This window comes from Mesonia aquimarina (genome assembly GCF_003667275.1).
GTDB lineage: Bacteria > Bacteroidota > Bacteroidia > Flavobacteriales > Flavobacteriaceae > Mesonia > Mesonia aquimarina.
The window spans coordinates 212,009-233,580 of sequence record NZ_RCNV01000001.1 but is presented as its reverse complement, the minus strand read 5'-3'; the positions used below and the strand labels follow the sequence as shown (position 1 = coordinate 233,580).

Genomic DNA, 21,572 nt, shown 5'->3' with positions numbered 1-21,572 from the left:
TTTAACAAAAAATATATATTTTCTTTGTAAATTATGATGAAAAAGCTTTTTAAAAACCGTTGGGTAAAATGGGGTTCACGAATTATTTTGGGACTACTAATTTTATTTTTTGGCTTTTACGCCAGTATATATTTTGGTTTATGGGGAAAAATTCCTTCCGTAAAAGAATTGGCACAACTTAACCAAAGCCAAGCAACACAAGTATTAGATAAAGACGAAGTTTTAATTGGTAAATTTTACACCTACGATCGTGAGTCTATTGCTTATAATGATTTTCCGCAACATTTAATAGATGCCTTAATTGCAACAGAAGATGTTCGCTTTTATGAACATGACGGCGTAGACAATAAAAGTTTACTTCGAGTATTTTTTAAAACCATTTTATTATCTGACGAATCTTCCGGTGGCGGAAGTACAATTACACTTCAATTAGCTAAAAACTTATACGGAAGAAATGATTACGGCTATTTAAGTATTGTTGTAAATAAAGTACGTGAAAGTATTGTAGCTAAGCGAATTGAAGAAATTTATTCTAAAAAAGAAATTTTAACTCTATACTTAAATACAGTTCCTTTTAGCGACAATACTTACGGAATAGAAAGTGCTGCTAATAAGTTCTTTAATAGCCCAACTTCTGAGTTAAATCTACCTGAAGCAGCAACTTTAATTGGCAGTTTAAAAGCAAATCATAGTTATAATCCACGATTATTTCCTGAACGAAGTCAGTTACGCAGAGATGTAGTTCTGCAACAAATGACCAAATACGGTTACATTTCTGAAGCTAGCAGTAGACAAGCTATGCAAAGTAAAATAGAATTAGATTATCAAGACTATGCTACTTCAGACGGATCTGCAGCTTATTTTAAACAACAAATCAAACGACAACTAGAAAAAGTTTTAGAAGAAAAATCAATAAAAAAAGCTGATGGATCTTCTTATAACATCAACACCGATGGATTAAAAGTTTACACCACTTTAGATCATCAATTGCAGCAGTATGCAGAGGAGGCCATGAAAGAACATATGCAAAAACTACAAGCTGCATTTGAAAATGCTTACGGAAAAAATGCACCTTGGCTAGATGAAAAACTTCAAATAAGTTTGGCTAAAAAATTAAAAAAGCAAGGTTTAAAGGAAGAGCAAATTATTGATTCTTTAAAAATTGCGAAAAAAACTGAAGTATTTAATTGGGAAGGAAATCGAGTAGAAAATATTTCAACCTTAGATAGTTTAGCACATTACTTAAAATTTTTAAACTCAGGACTTTTAGCATTAGAACCACAATCCGGTGCAGTTAGAGCTTATATTGGCGGTATAGATTACCGCTATTTTAATTATGATCACGTCTTGCAAAGCAAACGACAAGTTGGCTCCACTTTTAAGCCAATTGTATATACAGCCGCTTTAGAAAATGGAATGGATCCTTGCGAACATTTTTCTATAAAAGCTGTTACTTATACCGATGAAAAAAATTGGACGCCTACAAATGCTTCAGATAAATATGATGAAGATTTAAACTATTCTATTGAATTTGCATTGAGTAGATCTATAAATACCATAGCCGTAAAAGTTTTACAAGAAACAGGAATTAACAATGTAATTTCTCAAGCTCAAAAAATGGGTATTGAAAGTGAGATTAAAGAAGTTCCTTCTATTGCGTTAGGATCTGCTGAACTGCATTTAGCTGAGTTAGCAAAAGCTTATACTTCCTTTGTAAATAACAGCTCCCCTTCTACTCCATTTTTCATCACAAAAATTGAAGATAAAAATGGAAAGACTTTAGCTGAATTTTCTCCTGAAAAATCTACCGAAAAAGCTTTTAGTAATGAAACGAGAGATTTGATGGTAGAAATAATGCAAAGCACGGTAAATGAAGGAACTGCCAAACGATTGCGCTCAACTTATAATTTACGTAACGATATTGCCGGAAAAACAGGAACTACACAAGACAATAAAGACGGCTGGTTTGTAGGTGTAACACCAAAATTAGTGACCGTGGTTTGGGTAGGAAATGATGATCATAGAATAGGATTTTCTTCTACCGGATTAGGACAAGGTGCAAATTCTGCCTTACCGATTTTCGCAAAAATGATGCAAAAAATGAATGCTAATAAAAATTTTAACTCCATAACGCAAGCTAAATTTGATGAACCTTCTGATGATATTTTAAAAATGTTAGACTGTGATACTGCCAAAAAAGATGGTTTCTTTAAACGTCTTTTTGGAGGCAAAGAGAAGAAAGAAAAGAAATTTGAAGAAGAAGAAAAAGATGGCGGTTTTTTCTCATTTCTTAAGGGAAAAAAAGATGATAAGGAAAAAGATTGATTTAGTTTTTAATTCATTTCTTTCTAAATAACAACATTATTAACGTTAAAGGGAATAACAATAAGCATAAGTAAGATGCCATTCCTGAAATAAATCTTTCACTATCAGTAAAAATGGCGACAAATATCAAATAAAACCAACAAAGCGTTATTAATAGGAGTAATATCAATATAATTTGTCTAATTGTTTTATGTTGGATTATTTGAAATAATAAAGTTAAGAATACTACGCCCCCATACAAAATTGGTAAATCTACGCCATCAATAACATAATTTACATTCCAACCTAATTTATCTGAATTTTCAATTCTGCAATACCTATAAGAATACGGAACTATTAAAATTATGAGTAAAAGAAAATTTAAAGCAGTAATTAGCTTATTATTTTTATAATAACTCCAAAACTTATTTAGCATACTTCATTACATTTATAGCCAGACTATTTCTTTTCTAAACTTGTATCTTCTAAAGAAACTTCTAAAATGTTTGCAGGATTCCAGCCGCCTTCATTGGCAATAAACATTTTTCCTTCTTTAGAAAAAGTTAATCCTTCAGGTTGTGTAAAAATACCCGGATCAAAAACATAGAGTGCTTTTTCTTTCCAGTTTTTATCTAAAATTAGCATTTTTGGATTTACACCATCAAGAATATAAATATCGCCGGTTTTAGGGTGAATACCAATTTCTGAGGGGTTAAATACTTTATCAGTATCAAAATGTTGCAATTCTTTAAACATTTTATTGTTGTACTGTATCTTGTAAACCGGTTCGCGTTTTAAGCGTTTATCTTCTAAACCAAACTCAAAAATACTCTTGTATTTTTTTTCCTTCTCCGGATTCTCTTCCTTAAAAGCTAATAACAGCCTATTATTTTTTTTATCATAACAAATTCCTTCAAAATCATATTCATCATTCAAAGGGGTTTCATGATCTATGGTGGTTGGGTTTTCGCTGGTTATATCTGAAACTTCAAAAATTCTTGCATCGCTACGCAAGACATAAGCTGTATTTCCTACTAAGGTGATTCCTTCGTAATCGCCAGCGGGACCGAATTTAAATTTTCGTTCAATTTTTTTACTGGTCAAATTATATATAAAAATATAACCATCTTCATCTTGTATGCAAGCCAAGTGGTTTTTATCTATATATGCAATCCCGGAAACTTCAATTAACAACTCGGGCATTTCCCATCGATTAATCACATTAACATCGGTAGGATTTTCAAAGTTTATTTCATATTTAGCTTTAAAGGCAAAATACATAGCGCTTACAAAAATTAAAATTCCTAGGGTTATAAAAAATGGTGGACTTTTAAAATAGCGATTCATAAATGATTTATTTTATATTTTTTAAATTCTGCGAAACTTCATAGAGCCATTTTAGCTGTTCAGAAATTAACTGAATTTCTTGCATATTTGTTCTTAAAGTTAGGCTAATTTTTTGTTTTCCTATCTTAATTTCTTCTCCACGTAAGCGCTCTAATTCTTTTTCTTGCCGACGAATAAATAATTCTGCTTCATCAAAATTTTTAGTTTCAATTTTTTCTGCCGATTTTTCTCGTGTTAATTTTTCTATTGTTTTGGACAAGTTAACCATAATGTTAGAAACATAAGTTTCAAAATAAACCGAAGCTTCTGTTGTTTTATGATTCCGGATAAATGTACCTAAACTTGCCAAAGAAGATAAAAATGTGTGATTTAAAGTGGTGTAGCGATAAACTGTTTTGTACGCCTTTTGCTTAGATTTTGGTTCTTGCGTCATCCGTTGAAAAGCTGCACTTAAATTTCCCATAGCTAAAAAAGCTTGCTTTCGTTTTAGCTTATAACTTGCGGGTAATTCTCCTTTTTTATGATAATAAGCATCAATTTCTTTTAAGTAATCAATATTTGCTTCAATTGCTTTACTAATGGTTTTATTGATTTCTTTATACTCCCAAGTTGGCCATAAAAATAAATTACCAATTACGGCTAATCCTGCACCAATAAAAGTATCAATAATTCTATACTGAATTACAGCAATAGCATTTGGTTGCAATAAAGCATAAATAAAAACAACATTTAAGGTAATAAAAGCTGCAGCGCTAGCATAGTTTTTCTGAATCATAGAAAAAGCTAAAATCAATGCTATAATGGCAAGGATGGCGTAAACAAATGGATTGTGAATTAGGTAAATAAGTAAAACTGCTACAAGTCCGCCTAAAAATGTACCTATAATCCTCTTTTTAGAACGCTCTTTTGTTAATCCATAACTTGGGCGCATTATCACTACAATAGTGAGTAAAATCCAGTATGAATTTTGTAGTTGAAGAAAATCACCAATTAAAATACCTATAAGCATTAAAAACGCTAAACGTAATGCATGACGAAACATAGGCGAATTGAAACTGAAATTTTCTCGTAAAATTCTAAAACTGTAATCTGTTGGCGTAATAAATTGTTTGGCTTCAGAGGCTTTTAAACTAAGCTGATTTCGCTTTTCTATATTTCCTAAAACCCGTTGTATAGATTGAATTTTTTGAAGTTGTTTTTTTTCAAAATCAAGAATATTTCGTAATAAAAGTAAACTCGGACGGGCTTTTATTTCATCGTTTTTCTCGTAAAAAGTTTGAATATTTTTTTCTATAGAAGTAATAATTTTTGAGGCGTTTGCTGAAAAATTTACTTTTTGGTTGTCTAAAAATACTGCAGAAATATGTTGTAGTTTATTGCTTAACTCATCAGTTAAAGCTTTGTATTTTAAAATTATAGCTGGGTCTTCTTCAAATAATTCATCAACTAATTTAAAATTTACCGGATGCGCTAAACTCAATTCTAAAATATCTACAAGATCTATAAAAATAAGTAATTTTCTACGAGAAGAATTTGAAGCTCCAGAACGTTGACGGTTGCTTAGTAATGCTTCGCGAATGCTTTCGTGCAAATCATTTATATTGGTTTGCAGTGTAAACTGTTCTTTTTTTAGCGTTTCCCTTTGGTTTTTATCAGTCAGTAATTTTCCGCTTAAGCGTAACAATTCTGCTGTTTTTTCTGCCGTTTCACCTAATTGAACTTCAAGATGTTTTTTGGGTCTTAACTTTAAAAAAATAGTACTTATAAAAATATACCATAAACTTCCGCAACCAATTAATACAGCATGAAACCATACGCTGTTTTCTCCCAAATTAGCATAACCCAAAACCATAGCCAGTAAGCCTGCTAAAGAAATTAAGGAAGCTCGAAAGCCATAGACAGAAAAGTAGGATATAAAAAAAGTGAGTATAAAAAACAAGGGCAAGTTTAACCACAAAATAGGCTTGGAATAACCGATGCATAAACTAGCAAAAACACCAAAAAATGCGGCAAAAAGCATCCCGAAAAATCGATGCCTTAAATTTCCTGGAACATCGCTTGGTGCACACAATAACACACCAATTGTCATCCCAATTCCTATAGAAATATTACCAAAATAGTTAGCTAAACTTATTGGAATTATAGCTGCAATAGCCAATAAAAAAGCTTTTGCTAAATCTGTGCCTTTTAGATAGCGTAAAAATGATACTTTTGCAGCTTGAAATTGCATTAAAAATTGGTTAGTTTTTTTAGCAAAGGTATTTTAATGCCTTGGTTTTTACTTTAAATTTAAGAATAGTTTAAAGGTTATGCTAAACTTATTGATAAAACCATTTAAGCAAAGTATTTTTACAATAGAATTATTTTTATGGAGTTAAAAAATATAGCACATTATTTTTATTCGGTTTTTAAAGAATTAGGTTGGTCTGAGCAAAGTGCTATTTGGGCTAATTTATTTTTAAACTTACTAATTCTTTTTATAGTACTTTACATCGTTAATGCTTTATTACGAAAGATTTTTACTAGCTTTCTTATAAAATTAGCAAAAAAAACGCGTACAAAATTTGATGATTATTTATACGACAATAAAGTAATTAGCCATTTTACACATCTAATCACCTTATTAATTTTTAGACGTTTACTACCGGAAGTTTTAGCAGATTTTGGTCATTTTAGTGATGAAGCTTCATCTGTAATTTCCGTCATAACGGTGGTCATCATTATCTGGTTTATACGTAGTTTAATGCTGACTTTTAAAGACTTTTTAAAATCTCTAAACAGTTTTAAAGATAAACCTATAGAAAGCTATATTCAAGTAATTATGATTTTTACTTGGTTTATAGGGATTTTATTCATCTTTTCTATTCTTACCGGAAAATCTATGATTGAATTTTTAACCGCTTTGGGTGCTATTTCTGCGGTTATCTTACTAATTTTTAAAGATTCAATTTTAGGATTTGTAGCTAGTATTCAAGTTTCTGTAAATGATACCGTAAGAATTGGCGATTGGATTTCTATGGAAAAATATGGTGCCGATGGTGACGTTATAGAAATTAATTTATCTTCCGTAAAAGTTAGAAATTTTGATAATACGATAACCACAATTCCAACCTACTACCTAATTTCAGATTCGTTTAAAAACTGGCGTGGAATGAGTGTTTCCGGAGGAAGACGAATTAAACGTTCCTTACTTATCAAATCAAATAGCATTCATTTTTTAACAGAAGAAAAAGTTGAAAAATTAAAAGAAATTCAACTAATCTCTGCTTATTTAAACGATAGACAAAAAGATATTCAAGATTTTAATCAAGAAAAAAATGCCAATAAAAAACTTTTATTAAACGGCCGGAATATGACAAATTTTGGTGTTTTTAGAAAATATGTAGACGAGTATATTAATCAGCATTCTGCAATTAATAAAGAAATGATGATTATGGCTCGTCAATTAGAACCAACGCCAAAAGGTATTCCCTTAGAAATTTATGCATTTAGCAAAGACAAGGTTTGGAAAAATTACGAACATATTATCGGCGATATTTTTGATCATTTACTGGCTGCCGTAACTTATTTTGAACTTGAACTTTTTGAATATCCAACCGGTAAAGATTTTTCAGATTTTTCTAATCAAAATAATACAGAGAAATCATCGGTAACAGACCCTAAATAGTCGGTTTTACTAACAAATTATTAACGGGATAAAACTTGTATAAGCTAGAATAAGACACTAATTTTGCAGCTTTGAAAACACTATGACAAAAAAAAGAAAAAAGCCAAATAGAAAACCCAGATGGAAATTACTACACCAGTATTATTCGTATACCGGTTTTTATTCATTTGTAGGTAAAAGCTTACTAAAAGCGGCTATTCCTATCGTGATTTTTATTATTGCGTTAATATGTATTCACTTTTTTGTTATTGATATTGAAGACGTTTTAGTTTATATAACCGATAACTTCCCTCCTATTGGCGTATTAGCTGTCTTTTTTGCATCAGAATCTATTTTAGGATTAATTCCGCCCGAAATATTTATTGCGTGGTCAGGAAAATCAGATTATCCAAATCTATTTCTCGGATTATTAGCTACACTTTCATATTTAGGAGGCATAGTTTCTTATTTTATAGGAAGAGGAATTGCAAGCATTCCTTCTGTATTTGTTTACTTAGAAGTAAAAATGGAAAAGCATATAAAAAATATGCGTAAATGGGGAGGTTTTTTAATTGTAGTTGGTGCGCTTTTACCGGTTCCCTTTGCAGTTTCAAGCATTGCCGCAGGAATTATTAAATTTCCTTTCGGAAGTTACTTGCTTTTTGGCTTACTTCGTTTTTTACGATTCTTCTTATACGGAATTGCAATTTTCGGAGCTCTACAATAAATCTTAATAATTTTAAATTTGATTAATAACAGACTTAAGAATATAAAAATACTCAACTATTGTTGGGTATTTCTAGCATTCTATTTTCTTAATATCTGTGTAGATGCTCCAGATCCTACAATTAATTTTTCAAAAGATTTAAATGAATATAACGATCAAGAAAGTATTGTTGAAATAGTACTTGAAAAAATCTTTAAACTGGATAATATTATAGAAGAAAATGAAAATACGGATACGGAAGAACATACTTCCCAAAAAGTAAAAACTATTGATTTATTCTTATCAGAAACAAATCAACCTAAATTTTCTTTTAATTTACCTGATGCAAAAAAAATAAAGTTTCCTATTTACACCCCAAAAGTTCTAAAGAAACATTTTAAAGTAGAACTCCCTCCACCTAATTATTGTTAAAAATTAAGTATAAAACAATTATTAATTTTTAAACAATATTTTTTCAATGAAAATTTCATTTATTCTCATAATAGGTATGCTATGTTCAATTTTGCCTATGCGAGCACAATCAGATAATAATAAAAAATCAAAACCTGAAAAGGTTTTACACGCAGAACCTCTTTATATAGACTTAATCAGAGATCTTGGAGCCCGTAAGGGTGAAAAGGAATGGAATGTTGGTTTAGGTTTAACTGACAATTTAAAATTTGATTCTTATCAAGCATTAATTGAATACGAATGGGCGCCGATTGATCGGTTAGGATTAGAAGTAGAATTACCATTTACATTTTATTCACCATTAAACGGCTCCTCTTCAAAAAGTGTTCCTTCAAATGAATTAGAAAGTTTGAAAATTGCAGCCCAATGGTCTTTTTTAGTAGACAAAAAAAACACGCTTTCCATGGCATTGGGATACATTAATGAATTTGAATTTTCCAATTTTAAAAACTTCGGAAAACCTATAATAAATGGAAATGTTTACAATCCATTTTTAGTTGTTGCTAAACGATTAGGGAGTAATTTTCATTCTTTAATTTATACAGGACCAATGTTTAAGCAACATTTCAGTGATAATTCTTTAGAAACCACTTTTGATGTTAACACTAGTTTTCATTATATGGTAACCGGAACCCGTAATTTTATAGGTGTAGAAATGAACAAAACCTTTGCGGAAAATGATTTTGATATGACATTACGACCACAAATGCGTTTAGGAATAGCTGAAGATTTAATGATAGGAATAGTAGTTGGTATCCCTATTGAACGAGAGAATGAACGATTTAGTTCTTTTCTACGGTTAATTTGGGAACCCAAAAATTAAAAGAAAAAAGAAGCTGTCTAAAAAGTCTATTTTTGTCAACCTGAACTAGATTCAGGTTCTCATACTGGTTTATATTTCATCAATATGAAATTCTAAAATAAATTCTGAATGACGCTTTTTTCACCTTTTTAGACAGCTTGTTTTTATTAATCTTGAAAAATCTCGTTGATTTTAGATCGTAATTTTCGGTTATAGTCTTCAAATAACCAATCGCGGTAATTTTTGGTGTTATTAATAATGCAGTAAGAATAACGCTTCACACGATCGCGAATATCATCTTTTAATTCTCTTGCTAAAATACGCGCATCAAAAACATCTTCACTATTTTCTACACACATTTTTGCATGTTGATTGATAGATTCTTCTAAAACAGCTTTAGATTTTTGTCCGTTATCCATCGCTTTTTCATAAGCCTCTTTAATATCAAATTCTATAGATTCAGAATTTTTAAAGAGCTCACGAGTTTCCTCTGGCATTTGGTATTTAAACTCACGCTCAATAGCTTCATCACTGGTAATATTTTCTAAGAAATAATCTGGATTTTTAAATATTAATTGCCAATCTACCGGCGCATCCCAAAGTCCAAATCTAGCTGCGTTATTTCCTAAATCTATAACGCTAAATACATCTTTACCGGGAAGCTTCCTAGAACCACGTCCAATCATTTGGTAATACAATGTAAGTGATTTTGTGGCACGATTTAGTATAATATTTTCAACCGTAGGTTCATCAAAACCTGTTGTTAAAATACTTACCGAAGTTAATATAGCATCCGGTTTTTCTCTAAACCATTTTAAAATAGCTTTACGTTCTTTTTTACTGTGCGTGTTATCTAAATGTTTAATTTCATATCCCGCATCTCTAAAAGTCTGGTAAACATACCACGAGGTGTTTATACCGTTATTAAAAATTAAGGTCTTTTTGCCTTTACAGCGCTCTTCATAAGCTTGCACTAATTTTTCTTGCATACTAAAATTTGTATACAAGTCTTCAGAAGATTTAACGGTATAATCTCCGTTAATTCCTATTTGAAGTGAACCTAAACCAACATCATAACTATACGTATTTGCTTTTGCTAGAAAGCCTTTTTGAATAAGAGACGGAATAGAATTTCCTACAATAAGCTCTTTGTAGTTATCCTTCATCGGTAATTTGATGTTAGAGCTTAATGGCGTTGCAGTTACCCCAAGAATAAAAGATTCTTCAAAATATTTAAACAATTTTGTAAACGAGTTGTAGTGAGCCTCATCAATAATGACTAAACCAACATTAGAAACCTCAAGTTTATCATCACTCAACCTATTATTTAAGGTTTCTACCATTGCAACAAAACACTGAAATTCATCTTGATCTGGTAAATCTTTAACCTTACTGTTAATAATTTTGTTGCGTACCCCAAAGCCATTCAGCATTTTAGAAGTCTGCTTACATAATTCTATTCGGTGAGTTAAAATAACCACCTTTTTGTTAGTTTGCTCAATATACCGACGCACAATTTCAGAAAATACTACAGTTTTCCCTCCACCTGTGGGCAATTGGTACAATAAATTATAATTATCTGGAGCGTCCTCTAGATAATTAAAAATCTTGTTTAAATCTCTTTCTTGATAATCGTATAATTCCTTTTCAACAACTTTTTCAGCCATAAAATCTTTCCTGCTTAAGGTGTATTTTTAAAATTAAAATCCTGCAAAATTAAGGAGTTTTAAAGGTTTATCGAAATAATTTTTACTGAATTATAAAAACATCCTCTTTATAGCTTGCTAATCAAACGCTTAACAAGCTTGTTTTATTCAATAAAATTGAACTAAAACCCCAACTAAAAAAACTTCTATTTTTCTAGTTTAATTTCCTTCTATTTAGTTTGATTTCTGCTATTTTTGCAATTACATAAATGCAAAAAACAGACCATTTTGAATAATCAGAAAGCACAAAAACTTATAAAAAAAATTCTAGATGATTTAGATCATGCCGGAATTATCACTAATACTTTGGTAAGCGATCTAAAAGAATTGCGTCCTTATGCCATTGAAGAAAAACGTCCGGTTATTGCTAAAGCATTACGTTTAACTTATGAACATCTAGAAGAATACTATACATTTGATATTCCAATTCCTGAAGATGAACCGATAGAGAGCGAAGATGAAGATGAAGCTCCTGTAGAAATTCAACCGGCAAAACCAGAAGAAAGTTTAATGTATTTAATGTCGCTTATAAAAGACGCAGACAACAAACTAAACATAGAAGAAATTAGGGAATACAACAAAGCTTTACAAGATTATGATTATTAAAAAATCGGGTTTATCCCGATTTTTTCTTTTTAAGAAGAAGCCTAATTTTTTGTTATAATTATCTTTAAAAAAATTATAGAATGAATAAGAGATTGTACTTTTAAAAAAAACAATCAATGTCTATACTTACAATCATTCTTAGCGTTCTTATTCCGCCTCTTGCTGTTTTTTTAAACAAAGGTTTAGGAAAAGACTTTTTAATCAATTTAATTTTAACCTTGATATTTTGGCTTCCTGGCGCCGTTCACGCTTTATATGTAAACAGTAAATAAGTTTTATTCTTGTTTTTGTTGCCATTTCCATGCACTTTTTAATGCATCAGCTAAATTATATTTAGATTTCCAACCTAAAACAGAGTTTGCTTTTTGAGTATCTGCATAAGCAGAAATAATATCTCCTTCTCTTCTAGCTGTTATTTTATAGGGTAACTTTTGTTGCGTAACTTTTTCAAATGTTTTAATAACTTCTAAAACAGAATTTCCTTTTCCTGTACCTAAATTAAATACTTCATAATTTTGGCCATTATTTTTATTTAATAATCGTTTCAAAGCTACTACGTGAGCTTCAGCTAGATCCATTACATGTATATAATCTCGAATGCAGGTTCCATCTTCAGTAGGATAATCATCTCCAAAAACAGATAACATATCACGTTTTCCTGCCGCGGTTTGTGTAATAAAAGGAATTAAATTTTGAGGAACACCAATAGGTAACTCTCCTATTTCTGCTGAAGGGTGAGCCCCAACGGGATTAAAATATCGAAGTGCTATTGCTTTAAAATATTTATGATCTTTTGCATAATCACTAATAATACGCTCGCCTATTTGCTTCGTGTTTCCATAGGGAGATTCAGCTTTTTTTATAGGAGCTTCCTCTGTAATTGGTAAATTGTCAGCCTGACCATATACAGTACAAGATGAACTAAAAATAAAATTACTCAATTGTTTTCTACGCATTTCTTGAAGCACATAAACCAACGTATTAATATTGTTTTCGTAATACAACAATGGCTTTTCTACACTTTCACCAACTGCTTTTGATGCAGCAAAATGAATAACACCGTCTATATCTTGATTAACTTCAAAAAAATCAGCTACTTTTTGCTTATCTCTTAAATCTATTCTAGAAAATGTAGGAGATTCTTGCGTAATTCTTGTTATACCTTCTAAAACCGAAATAGACGAGTTAGACAAGTTATCTATTATAGTAACTTCAAAACCTTGGTTTAATAAACATACAACGGTATGTGAACCTATAAAACCCAATCCTCCGGTAACTAAAATTTTCATAAATCAGCAGTATTTCTAACAAACATAACAAACTTTTTTAAAACTTACTGCAAGGTTAAGAAGCAAAAAATTAACAATTAACCATAATTTATCTTAAGTGAAAAACACGCATAAAGTATATCTTTGCAAAAAACTTGTAATGGATAAACAACTGAAAATTTTTAAAGTAATTAGCACCTTGGAAGCAATTTCATTTTTAGTTTTATTACTAATTGCAATGCCGTTAAAATATTTTTTTGATCAACCAGAAATGGTGAGAATCGTTGGTATGGCACATGGTATATTGTTTGTACTTTATGTAATTGGTGCTTATTGGATGTATGAAAAGTTAAACTGGTCTTTAAAAATACTTGGTATCACAATTTTTTGCTCTATATTGCCCTTAGGTCCTTTTTTTGTAGAGCGAAAATATTTACCTAAATGAAGTTAAAAAATGTATTAGTATCCTTTGGAGTTTTAGCCATCATTCTAACTATTATTCCTTTATTTACTGCTAATTTTTGGTGGATACGTATTTTTGATTTTCCCCACGGGCAACTTACCGCATTAACTCTTTTTGCTATACTTTTTTACTTTTTTAAATTCGATATCAAGTTAAAAAAAGATTATGGCTTTATATTAATTTTATCGGCCTGTTTTATTTTTCAAATGACCAAAATAGTGCCGTATACGCCGTTTTCCAGTCATGAAATAAAAAATGCTTCCTCAGAAAAAAATTCTATTAGCATTTTGGCTTCAAATGTTTTACAGAAAAATAATCAGTATCAAAAATTAAAAAATATAATTGCTGAGCAAAAACCAGATTTGGTTTTATTAATGGAAGCTAATGAAACTTGGAGAGATAGTATGAAAAATGCTTTAACTACCTATCCTTATCGAGTGGAATGCCCTTTAGAAAACACTTACGGAATGCTTTTATATTCTAAGAAGGAACTTATAAATCCGGAAGTAAATTTTTTAATTTCGGATACTATTCCGTCTATTAATTCAAAATTAAAAATGGATTCGGGTAAGATTATACAACTTTACGCTACACATCCTACTCCACCCTCTCCACAACATAATCCGAGATCTACAGATCGTGATGGAGAAATGATGCTAATTGCCAAAAAAGCAAGAAAAAGCAATTTACCAATTCTTGTAATTGGTGATTTTAATGATGTAGCTTGGTCAAAAACCACGCAAGAGTTTCAAGAAATTAGTGGTTTGTTAGACCCTCGAGTAGGTCGTGGTTTTTATTCAACATATAATGCCAATAACTTCTTGTTGCGTTGGCCGTTAGACCATATATTTTCCTCAAACCATTTTACGCTTAGTAAAATGAAACGTTTAAAAGATATTGATTCTGATCATTTTCCTATTTATGCGAAACTCAATTTAGAAAAATTTTCAACCACCAATTCAAAAAAGAAAAAGTTGAATGAAAAGGAGCTCGAAAAAATTAATAAAGAAATAAAGAAAGCAAAGCACTAATTATTCTGCTAAGCGATCTTTTACATATTCTATTTTTGTCTTACCGTGGGGTTTTGGTTTTCCGTTTTCGTCTAAACTAACCATAATAATTTTATCTACAGCAATTATACTCTCGTGAGTCATTTTGTTTCTTACTTCGCAGGTTAATGTTAAAGAAGAGGTGCCAAATTTTAAAACCTCAATTCCGATTTCTATAATATCACCTTTTTTTGCAGAGCTTCTAAAGCTTATTTCACTCATATAAGCAGTTACCGTTTTAGGATTTTCAAGCTGAATAATTGCGTAAAGTGCAGCTTCTTCATCAATCCACTCTAATAATCTTCCACCAAATAAAGTTCCATTTGGATTTAAATCTTCAGGTTTTATCCATTTTCTTGTGTGAAATCTCATATTTTTTATTTCAAATATATAGAAGTTTTATCTATACAAAATTGTATAACTATAGTTTTTTATGATGATGAAATTTTTAATTTCTTTAAAGAATCTTGAATAATTTTAAAATGATCAAAAGCTAAGTTAACTTCATCTAATTCATTTACTTTAAACCATTTGGCTTCATTAGCATCATCTGCAGCTTTAACTTTAGGTTGAATTGGTATAATAGTGCTATAAGCTGCGGTAATAGTTCGACCTCTAGGATCTCGATCAATTTCATCATAAAACGAAACAAATTCTAAAGTTTTAACGCGTAAACTTGTTTCCTCTTCCAATTCCCTTTTGCAAGCATCATGTAATTTCTCATCAGACTCTACAAAGCCTCCTGGCAAGGCCCAATGATCTTTATAGGGATTATTTTTTCTTTTTATCAGCAAAACGGCATAATTTTCTGCCGATGAAATTACAACCGCATCTACTGTTAAGGCAATGTTTTGTTTCATAGAGCTAAGCCATTAGGTGTTTTAATTTCCAAATTAAATTTATCATTCATTTTTCTGATAAAATATGCAGAAAGTAATGGTGAAGCTTCTTCTAAATTTTGGTGAATAAAAAAATATAGGTTTTTAAGCCCTTGTTTATGCCAAATCTCAATACGATCTATCCAATCATCCAAACGTGTATAATCGGTTTTGTGATTGGCTCCATTATAGCGAATAAACGCTGTATCGTTAGTTAAACGCATATGTAATAAGTCTCTTCTTCCGGCACTATCTGTAATTATGTTGCTAATATTATACTCTTGTAGAATTTTATTCAATTCCCTGGAAACTTCTTCGTCTTGATGCCAAGATTGGTGTCTAACCTCAAAAGCTAACGGAATTTCGTTTGGCCATTTTTCAAAAAAAGGAGCTAAACGATCTATATTTTTTGGTAGAAAATTTTCTGGCATTTGTAAAAAAACCATTCCTAATTTTTGCCTTAGTGGAAGCAAATTAGCTGTAAAATCTGTTACTAAATCATCTGCATTGGCAAGTCGTTTTGTGTGACTTATTAAGCGAGGAACTTTGGGAAAAAATTTAAACTCTTCACCTACTTTATCGTGCCATTTCATAAACTGTTCTGAAGGATACATTCTATAGAAAGTAGCATTTAATTCGATGCTATTAAACTGACTTGCATAATAAGCTAACTCATCTTTAGTTCCTCTAGGATAAAAGTTTTTTAAATCTTTACGATTCCATTTTGCGCAACCTACAGCAATATGATTAAATTTTTCAGGTTCATTTTTACCTAAAATTTGTTTTGTTTGTATATGATCTTCCGGTAAGGTAAAATCTACATTTTCGGGATGGTTTACTTTTCCAAATTTCATAAGCTGTTTTATTCTGGGTATTCAATTCGTAAATGATAAATGTTTTTTAGCTTGCGCTTTAATACTTTTTTTATCACTTGGATTTCTTTAAAGGTAATATCGGCATTTAAAAATTGATCTTCTTCCATTTGCTTATTGATTATTTTTTCAACAAACTTATCTATCATCACAGAATTTGGTTCTTTTAAACTTTTACTAGCCGCTTCTACGCTATCACTCATCATTAAAATTGCGGTTTCCTTACTAAATGGTTCTGGTCCTGGATATTTATAGTCTTCATCTTTTACTTCTACTCCGGTTTCTTTGGCATTTTCTTTTGCTTTTTTATAGAAATAAAAGACAACGCTTGTTCCGTGATGAGTTCTAATAAAATCTATAATTCTATCGGGTAAATTATTTTTCTTGGCAATTTCAATTCCGTGAATAACATGATTAATAATAATTTCAGCACTTTCTTTTGGCTCTAATTCATCATGCGGGTTTACAGAAGTAGTCTGATTTTCAGTAAAATATGTTGGATTAGACATTTTACCAATATCGTGATATAATGCGCCAACACGAACTAACATAGAGTTTGCGCCAATCTCGTTTGCGGCGGCTTCAGCTAAATTGGCTACGTTTAAACTGTGATGAAATGTTCCGGGAGCTTTATTAGATAACTCTTTTAATAATTTAGAATTAGTGTCTGAAAGTTCTAAAAGCGACATATCAGAAACTAAGCCGAAAAGCTTTTCGTAAGCATAAATTAATGGCTGGACAAATAAAGTAGCAAAACCTCCCAGTACAAACATAATAAAGGTTTCGTAGTTTATTTTTGAAATATCACCTTCTTGAATAATTGTAAATGAAAAATAAGTAAAAATATAAACCGCCGTAATTTGCCCTACAGATATAAATAGGTTTGCTCTCTTATATAGTTCAGAAATGGTTAAAATAGTTACAATACCTGCAATTATTTGTAAGAACATATACTCGTAACTATTAGGAACTATAAACCCTAAAATTAAAACGGTAACTACGTGTGTAAAAAGTCCTAAACGCGCGTCAAAAAAGGCTTTTAACGTTAATGGAAGTACACAAATGGGAACTACATAAACGTAGTTTACATTTAGTTTCATCACAATTGTCGTCAAAAAAACGGTCAATAAAATATTGAAGAATATAAACGTTACTTTGGTATTGTTTTCAAAAATATTCAGTCGATATTTTCTAATAAATAAAAATAACATTAATAACGCCAAGGAAACTAATAAAACGTAACCGGCTACAACAATATAATAACTAGAAGCAGACCAAACTTTAGATTCATATTCTGCTTTTAAAGAACGTAAAATACTATACTTATTTCCCTCGACAATTTCTCCCTTAGAAATTATACGCGCTCCTTGGTTTACAATTCCTCTAGTATAAGAAATAGAGCTTAATTTTCCTTCTAAATCTTGTTGTGTTAAGGATTCATTTATTTTAACATTTGGTTTTACTAAGTTAAAAAACAACTCCTTAAACTGAGATCTATAATTTATTAAGCTTGCTTCTTCAATTTTTTCATCTAAATAATCACTTAATTCTTCTTGCTTCAAGATTGATTTATAGATCTTTTCTTCCGCTTCATTTCCCCTTTTTAAATAAACAATTTTATTATCATTATAATTTTCTATTTCTTGTAAAACACCTTTATCATAAATCTTATTTAAAGTTTGCTTAGCAAAACGAACCAATTTTACACCGGAAGCGTTTAGGGTGCTATCGGTAAAGGTTTCTTCAATTAAAAGATCTAACTTCTTTTTTGCTTCATCTGCAATTTTGGCATCAACATTAAAATAAGGCGAATGGTTTTTTCTAATTTCCTGCTTTTCATCTTCAATTTCTTCGTCAGACTTTAATATGGCAAAGTCAAACGGGGCATATAAATTTTCATACTGCCAAGGTTTTCCTTTGGATATATCATATTTAAATTTACTTCCTTTCGGAAATAAATAAACTATTAAAAAAACCGTTAAGAGGTATAAGAATATCTTATAAATTAAAGCTTGATTCTTATATATACTATTAATAAACTTTTTCATACAGTATAGTTGACATCCAAATGTACTAAAAATACAGGTATCCTTCTCTCCGTTCGGAAGTTCTTTATAAAATCACTAAATTCGCAAAAACGTACAAAAAATAAACAAAATGAATAAAGAAGTTGTAATTGTAAGTGCTGCCAGAACACCAATTGGTAGTTTTTTAGGAAGTCTTTCTACTGTTGCTGCTACCAAATTAGGTTCAACAGCCATAAAAGGCGCACTAGATAAAATAAATTTAAAGCCAGAATTAGTACAAGAAGTTCTTATGGGGAATGTTGTACAAGCTGGTGTTGGTCAAGCTCCCGCAAGACAAGCGGCTTTAGGTGCTGGAATTCCAGAATCTGTGCCGGCTACTACAATTAATAAGGTTTGTGCTAGCGGTATGAAAGCCGTAATTCAAGGTGCCCAATCTATTGCGTTAGGTGATGCTGATATTATTGTTGCAGGTGGAATGGAAAATATGAGTTTGATTCCTCATTACGTACATATGAGAAAAGGCCAAAAATTTGGTCCCATGAAAATGGAAGATGGTATGCAAAAAGATGGATTGGTTGATGCATATGATCAAAATGCCATGGGAGTTTGTGCTGACTTATGTGCAAAAGAACATGATTTTTCTAGAGAAGATCAAGATAATTTTGCTTTAGAATCTTATAAAAGATCTAAAGAAGCTTGGGAAGCTGGTAAATTTAAAGATGAAGTTGTACCTGTAGAAGTTCCTCAACGAAAAGGAGACCCTAAAATTTTTGCTGAAGATGAAGAGTTTAAAAATATCCGTATGGAAAAAGTTACTTCTCTTCGTCCTGCCTTTAGTAAAGATGGTACGGTAACTGCCGCAAATGCTTCTACTATTAATGATGGAGCTGGAGCAGTAATTTTAATGAGTAAAGAAAAAGCCGAAGAATTAGGTTTAACGCCATTAGCTACTATTAAAAGTTATGCAGATGCCGCTCAAGAGCCAAAATGGTTTACTACAGCGCCTGCAAAAGCTTTACCAAAAGCTATTGACAAAGCAGGAATTAAATTGGATGATGTAGATTATTTTGAATTTAATGAAGCGTTTTCTGTTGTTGGTCTGGCAAATATGAAAATTTTAGGATTAAATGATTCTAATGTAAATGTAAATGGAGGAGCCGTATCTTTAGGTCACCCATTAGGTTGTAGCGGTGTAAGAATTCTTATTACATTAATGAGCGTTCTTGAGCAAAATAACGGAAAAATTGGAGCTGCAGCTATTTGTAATGGTGGCGGAGGAGCTTCGGCAATGGTAATTGAAAGAAACTAAGTAAGCAATTTTTAGTTAATAAATAAATGCAATACGGACTTTGCACTCTTAATATTGTACCGGTTAGGTTAGAACCGGCCGATGCAAGCGAAATGGTAACGCAATTATTATATGGCGATCATTTTAAAATTTTAGAAGAACGAAAAAAATGGAGCAAAATTCGTATTGCATTTGATCAATATGAAGGCTGGGTAGATAATAAACAGTTCATAAAGATTGATGAGCATATCTATACTGATTATCAAGCTAAACCTGAAATATTAACTTCAGACTTAATTGAATTTGTTGTTGATAACAAAACAAATGACCTCACACCTATTTCAATAGGAGCAAACTTAAACGCACTTCCTATTTTAGATCATTCTTTTGATGGACAACACGTTTCCGGAAAAAATGAGAAAGAGCATATTTTAGAAACTGCCTATTTATATTTAAATGCTCCATATTTATGGGGAGGAAAAACTCCTTTCGGAATTGATTGCAGTGGTTTTACCCAAATGGTTTATAAAATGAATGGTTATTCGCTTTTACGCGATGCTTCTCAGCAAGCAACGCAAGGTGAAGCATTAAGTTTTATTGAAGAAAGCGAAATAGGTGATTTAGCTTTTTTTGATAATACCGAAGGAAATATTATTCACGTTGGTATTATTATGCCAGACAACTATATAATTCATGCACATGGAAAAGTTCGCATTGATAGAATTGACCATAGCGGAATTTTTAATGTAGATACTAGACAATATTCTCACAATCTTCGAGTGATCAAAAAAATAATTTAACATTAAAATTTCATAAAAAAAAGCCTGGTAAAAAAATTACCAGGCTTTTTTATGTAAAGAATAGAACTAAAATTAGTTTGAAATTTTAGCTTTTATAGCTTTAGCTTTTTCATTCTCGCCCAATTGATAATAAATATTCATCAAAGTACGGTTAAGTTCCACATCAGTAGGCTCTAACTCTACAGCTTTTTCTAAGTATGGTAAAGCCTCTTTGTAAAGATTATTTTTCTTTTCTGTAAGCTCATCATAACGCTTAGTGTCAGCTTTAGACATTCCTAAACCATTCATTTCATCGACAATTTCTCTTTCTTCACTTAAAATCAAGGTTGATAAATTGATATAAGCATTGATCATTGAAGGATCATACTTAATTGCTTTTTTATAATACTTTATAGCTTCATCCTTTTTACCCATTTTAGCAGTTGTAACTCCTAAGTTATAATACAAGTTAGCATTTGTAGGATCTTTTGCAACAACTTTTTCCATCAATGCAGAATACTTTTCATCATCACCCATCTTCCCGTATAAATCTGCTTCTACCAACATCAATGAAGTATCATCAGGTGAATTTTGACGAGCTTCTTTAATGGCATCTAAAGCTTTATCTTCCTGATCTTTTTGAACGTAAATTAATGCAATATTCTTAATAATCTCGCCACGTTTAGAATCTGTTTTACGCTTTTCTGGTTTAATATAATCACCGGATTGAACATAAAGATCTCTGTCATTTTCGTTTTTAAACGTTTCAACTTCACCCGACTCTTTATTAACAGCCGTATATTCATAACCTTGACCAACATACCCCATTTTTCTTAATTGGTTATAATATGTCAATGCCGTATCATAATCTTTATCATTAACAGCACTAGATGCAGCATAATAAAGGTATAAAGTATCTTTTTTGTTTAATTGATATGCTTCATGAAGCTTTTTGGTTGCTAAAGTGAAATTAGCACTTTCTTGATCCTTAATTGCAGTATTAATCAATTTGTTTCTAACTTCAACTAAGCCTTTTTCTCCTTCCTTTTCTTCACCTAAATCAATAGCTTTTTTATAAGATTGAGCTGCTTTAGTTAAATCATCAAAAGAAGTATTCCCTTCTAATGGTCCAAAATAGGCGTTACCTTTAACTAAATAATATTCAGCTTGTCTACTCTCTTTCTCAGAAGCTATTTGTCCCTCAATTGAGGATAACAATGTTTTTGCTTCTTGAAAATTCCCGTCTTCGACAGCATCTTCTGCTTTTCTAATTTCTTTTTTCTGAGCAAAAGCCATTACACTAACCAAGGATAATGATATGGCAATAATTGTCTTTTTCATTTTTGTTTAGTTTTTATAG

The 21,572-nt window shown here is 30.9% G+C and carries 20 protein-coding genes; 11 read left to right on the top strand and 9 right to left on the bottom strand.

Annotated features, from left to right (window positions below):
• Positions 1 to 33 precede the first annotated feature (33 nt).
• Positions 34 to 2,325, top strand: a complete 2,292-nt coding sequence (locus D9R05_RS01165; RefSeq protein WP_121665390.1) for a transglycosylase domain-containing protein — start codon at positions 34 to 36, stop codon at positions 2,323 to 2,325.
• A gap of 438 nt (positions 2,326 to 2,763) precedes the next feature.
• On the opposite strand, the gene D9R05_RS01155 is transcribed toward D9R05_RS01165, so the two are convergent.
• Both D9R05_RS01155 and D9R05_RS01150 read right to left on the bottom strand, forming a co-directional pair.
• On the bottom strand, positions 2,764 to 3,651 hold the full coding sequence (locus D9R05_RS01155) for an SdiA-regulated domain-containing protein (protein WP_121665388.1): 888 nt from the start codon (positions 3,649 to 3,651) through the stop codon (positions 2,764 to 2,766).
• A gap of 7 nt (positions 3,652 to 3,658) precedes the next feature.
• The gene (locus D9R05_RS01150) at positions 3,659 to 5,881 is read right to left on the bottom strand and encodes an FUSC family protein (RefSeq protein ID WP_121665387.1); all 2,223 of its coding nucleotides are present in this window, start codon (positions 5,879 to 5,881) and stop codon (positions 3,659 to 3,661) included.
• Between the two features lie 138 nt (positions 5,882 to 6,019).
• Between D9R05_RS01150 and D9R05_RS01145 the strand changes: the two genes are divergently transcribed.
• The 4 genes from D9R05_RS01145 to D9R05_RS01130 all read left to right on the top strand — a co-directional run bounded on the left by D9R05_RS01145 (position 6,020) and on the right by D9R05_RS01130 (position 9,297).
• Entirely contained in the window at positions 6,020 to 7,318 is a 1,299-nt protein-coding gene (locus D9R05_RS01145; RefSeq protein ID WP_121665386.1) for a mechanosensitive ion channel family protein, read from the top strand.
• An 82-nt stretch (positions 7,319 to 7,400) separates the two neighbouring features.
• Positions 7,401 to 8,024, top strand: coding sequence for a YqaA family protein (locus D9R05_RS01140; RefSeq protein ID WP_121665385.1), 624 nt, complete (start codon positions 7,401 to 7,403; stop codon positions 8,022 to 8,024).
• A gap of 18 nt (positions 8,025 to 8,042) precedes the next feature.
• Positions 8,043 to 8,435 (top strand): hypothetical protein, encoded by a 393-nt coding sequence (locus tag D9R05_RS01135; RefSeq protein ID WP_121665384.1) that lies wholly within the window; start codon positions 8,043 to 8,045, stop codon positions 8,433 to 8,435.
• Positions 8,436 to 8,481: 46 nt separating this feature from the next.
• Complete coding sequence (locus D9R05_RS01130) at positions 8,482 to 9,297, top strand: HAEPLYID family protein (RefSeq protein ID WP_121665383.1); 816 nt, start codon at positions 8,482 to 8,484, stop codon at positions 9,295 to 9,297.
• A gap of 146 nt (positions 9,298 to 9,443) precedes the next feature.
• Here the strand turns inward: D9R05_RS01130 and D9R05_RS01125 are convergent, their stop codons facing one another.
• Entirely contained in the window at positions 9,444 to 10,943 is a 1,500-nt protein-coding gene (locus D9R05_RS01125) for a DEAD/DEAH box helicase (protein ID WP_121665382.1), read from the bottom strand.
• A 267-nt stretch (positions 10,944 to 11,210) separates the two neighbouring features.
• Here D9R05_RS01125 and D9R05_RS01120 point away from each other — a divergent pair, with 267 nt between their 5' ends.
• A complete protein-coding gene (locus D9R05_RS01120) occupies positions 11,211 to 11,588 on the top strand; it encodes a hypothetical protein (RefSeq protein WP_121665381.1) in 378 nt (125 codons plus the stop codon).
• A 116-nt stretch (positions 11,589 to 11,704) separates the two neighbouring features.
• Positions 11,705 to 11,860 (top strand): YqaE/Pmp3 family membrane protein, encoded by a 156-nt coding sequence (locus D9R05_RS01115; protein ID WP_121665380.1) that lies wholly within the window; start codon positions 11,705 to 11,707, stop codon positions 11,858 to 11,860.
• 3 nt (positions 11,861 to 11,863) lie between these two features.
• On the opposite strand, the gene galE is transcribed toward D9R05_RS01115, so the two are convergent.
• Positions 11,864 to 12,877, bottom strand: coding sequence for a UDP-glucose 4-epimerase GalE (galE, locus tag D9R05_RS01110; protein ID WP_121665379.1), 1,014 nt, complete (start codon positions 12,875 to 12,877; stop codon positions 11,864 to 11,866).
• A gap of 139 nt (positions 12,878 to 13,016) precedes the next feature.
• Here galE and D9R05_RS01105 point away from each other — a divergent pair, with 139 nt between their 5' ends.
• Both D9R05_RS01105 and D9R05_RS01100 read left to right on the top strand, forming a co-directional pair.
• Positions 13,017 to 13,301 carry a DUF3817 domain-containing protein gene (locus D9R05_RS01105; protein WP_121665378.1) on the top strand — a complete coding sequence of 95 codons (285 nt, stop codon included), beginning with the start codon at positions 13,017 to 13,019 and terminating at the stop codon, positions 13,299 to 13,301.
• Positions 13,298 to 14,350: an endonuclease/exonuclease/phosphatase family protein gene (locus D9R05_RS01100; RefSeq protein WP_121665377.1), complete on the top strand. Its 1,053-nt coding sequence runs from the start codon at positions 13,298 to 13,300 to the stop codon at positions 14,348 to 14,350. Before D9R05_RS01105 ends, D9R05_RS01100 begins: the two co-directional genes overlap by 4 nt.
• Here D9R05_RS01100 and D9R05_RS01095 read toward each other — a convergent pair whose 3' ends face one another.
• From D9R05_RS01095 to D9R05_RS01080, 4 genes are read right to left on the bottom strand one after another with little or no spacing between them, the layout of a single operon-like run.
• Entirely contained in the window at positions 14,351 to 14,740 is a 390-nt protein-coding gene (locus tag D9R05_RS01095; protein WP_121665376.1) for an acyl-CoA thioesterase, read from the bottom strand. It abuts the gene before it with no gap.
• 59 nt (positions 14,741 to 14,799) lie between these two features.
• Complete coding sequence (locus D9R05_RS01090; protein ID WP_121665375.1) at positions 14,800 to 15,228, bottom strand: NUDIX domain-containing protein; 429 nt, start codon at positions 15,226 to 15,228, stop codon at positions 14,800 to 14,802.
• On the bottom strand, positions 15,225 to 16,100 hold the full coding sequence (locus D9R05_RS01085; RefSeq protein ID WP_121665374.1) for a DUF72 domain-containing protein: 876 nt from the start codon (positions 16,098 to 16,100) through the stop codon (positions 15,225 to 15,227). The genes D9R05_RS01090 and D9R05_RS01085 overlap by 4 nt, the downstream gene beginning before the upstream one ends.
• An 8-nt stretch (positions 16,101 to 16,108) precedes the next feature.
• A complete protein-coding gene (locus D9R05_RS01080; RefSeq protein ID WP_121665373.1) occupies positions 16,109 to 18,166 on the bottom strand; it encodes an HD family phosphohydrolase in 2,058 nt (685 codons plus the stop codon).
• 109 nt (positions 18,167 to 18,275) lie between these two features.
• Between D9R05_RS01080 and D9R05_RS01075 the strand changes: the two genes are divergently transcribed.
• Both D9R05_RS01075 and D9R05_RS01070 read left to right on the top strand, forming a co-directional pair.
• Positions 18,276 to 19,454 (top strand): acetyl-CoA C-acyltransferase, encoded by a 1,179-nt coding sequence (locus tag D9R05_RS01075; protein WP_121665372.1) that lies wholly within the window; start codon positions 18,276 to 18,278, stop codon positions 19,452 to 19,454.
• Positions 19,455 to 19,480: 26 nt separating this feature from the next.
• On the top strand, positions 19,481 to 20,233 hold the full coding sequence (locus tag D9R05_RS01070) for a C40 family peptidase (protein ID WP_121665371.1): 753 nt from the start codon (positions 19,481 to 19,483) through the stop codon (positions 20,231 to 20,233).
• A 72-nt stretch (positions 20,234 to 20,305) separates the two neighbouring features.
• Here D9R05_RS01070 and D9R05_RS01065 read toward each other — a convergent pair whose 3' ends face one another.
• Positions 20,306 to 21,553 (bottom strand): tetratricopeptide repeat protein, encoded by a 1,248-nt coding sequence (locus D9R05_RS01065; RefSeq protein WP_121665370.1) that lies wholly within the window; start codon positions 21,551 to 21,553, stop codon positions 20,306 to 20,308.
• Positions 21,554 to 21,572 lie beyond the last annotated feature (19 nt).

Excerpts from the sequence above, each read along its gene's own strand:
- D9R05_RS01150 (WP_121665387.1), bottom strand. The coding sequence starts at position 5,881 with ATGCAATTTCAAGCTGCAAAAGTATCATTTTTACGCTATCTAAAAGGC.
- D9R05_RS01155 (WP_121665388.1), bottom strand. The coding sequence starts at position 3,651 with ATGAATCGCTATTTTAAAAGTCCACCATTTTTTATAACCCTAGGAATT.
- D9R05_RS01130 (WP_121665383.1), top strand. The coding sequence starts at position 8,482 with ATGAAAATTTCATTTATTCTCATAATAGGTATGCTATGTTCAATTTTG.
- D9R05_RS01080 (WP_121665373.1), bottom strand. The coding sequence starts at position 18,166 with ATGAAAAAGTTTATTAATAGTATATATAAGAATCAAGCTTTAATTTAT.
- D9R05_RS01125 (WP_121665382.1), bottom strand. The coding sequence starts at position 10,943 with ATGGCTGAAAAAGTTGTTGAAAAGGAATTATACGATTATCAAGAAAGA.
- D9R05_RS01100 (WP_121665377.1), top strand. The coding sequence starts at position 13,298 with ATGAAGTTAAAAAATGTATTAGTATCCTTTGGAGTTTTAGCCATCATT.
- D9R05_RS01065 (WP_121665370.1), bottom strand. The coding sequence starts at position 21,553 with ATGAAAAAGACAATTATTGCCATATCATTATCCTTGGTTAGTGTAATG.
- D9R05_RS01070 (WP_121665371.1), top strand. The coding sequence starts at position 19,481 with ATGCAATACGGACTTTGCACTCTTAATATTGTACCGGTTAGGTTAGAA.
- D9R05_RS01140 (WP_121665385.1), top strand. The coding sequence starts at position 7,401 with ATGACAAAAAAAAGAAAAAAGCCAAATAGAAAACCCAGATGGAAATTA.
- D9R05_RS01085 (WP_121665374.1), bottom strand. The coding sequence starts at position 16,100 with ATGAAATTTGGAAAAGTAAACCATCCCGAAAATGTAGATTTTACCTTA.
- D9R05_RS01165 (WP_121665390.1), top strand. The coding sequence starts at position 34 with ATGATGAAAAAGCTTTTTAAAAACCGTTGGGTAAAATGGGGTTCACGA.
- D9R05_RS01115 (WP_121665380.1), top strand. The coding sequence starts at position 11,705 with ATGTCTATACTTACAATCATTCTTAGCGTTCTTATTCCGCCTCTTGCT.
- D9R05_RS01090 (WP_121665375.1), bottom strand. The coding sequence starts at position 15,228 with ATGAAACAAAACATTGCCTTAACAGTAGATGCGGTTGTAATTTCATCG.
- galE (WP_121665379.1), bottom strand. The coding sequence starts at position 12,877 with ATGAAAATTTTAGTTACCGGAGGATTGGGTTTTATAGGTTCACATACC.
- D9R05_RS01105 (WP_121665378.1), top strand. The coding sequence starts at position 13,017 with ATGGATAAACAACTGAAAATTTTTAAAGTAATTAGCACCTTGGAAGCA.
- D9R05_RS01075 (WP_121665372.1), top strand. The coding sequence starts at position 18,276 with ATGAATAAAGAAGTTGTAATTGTAAGTGCTGCCAGAACACCAATTGGT.
- D9R05_RS01095 (WP_121665376.1), bottom strand. The coding sequence starts at position 14,740 with ATGAGATTTCACACAAGAAAATGGATAAAACCTGAAGATTTAAATCCA.
- D9R05_RS01145 (WP_121665386.1), top strand. The coding sequence starts at position 6,020 with ATGGAGTTAAAAAATATAGCACATTATTTTTATTCGGTTTTTAAAGAA.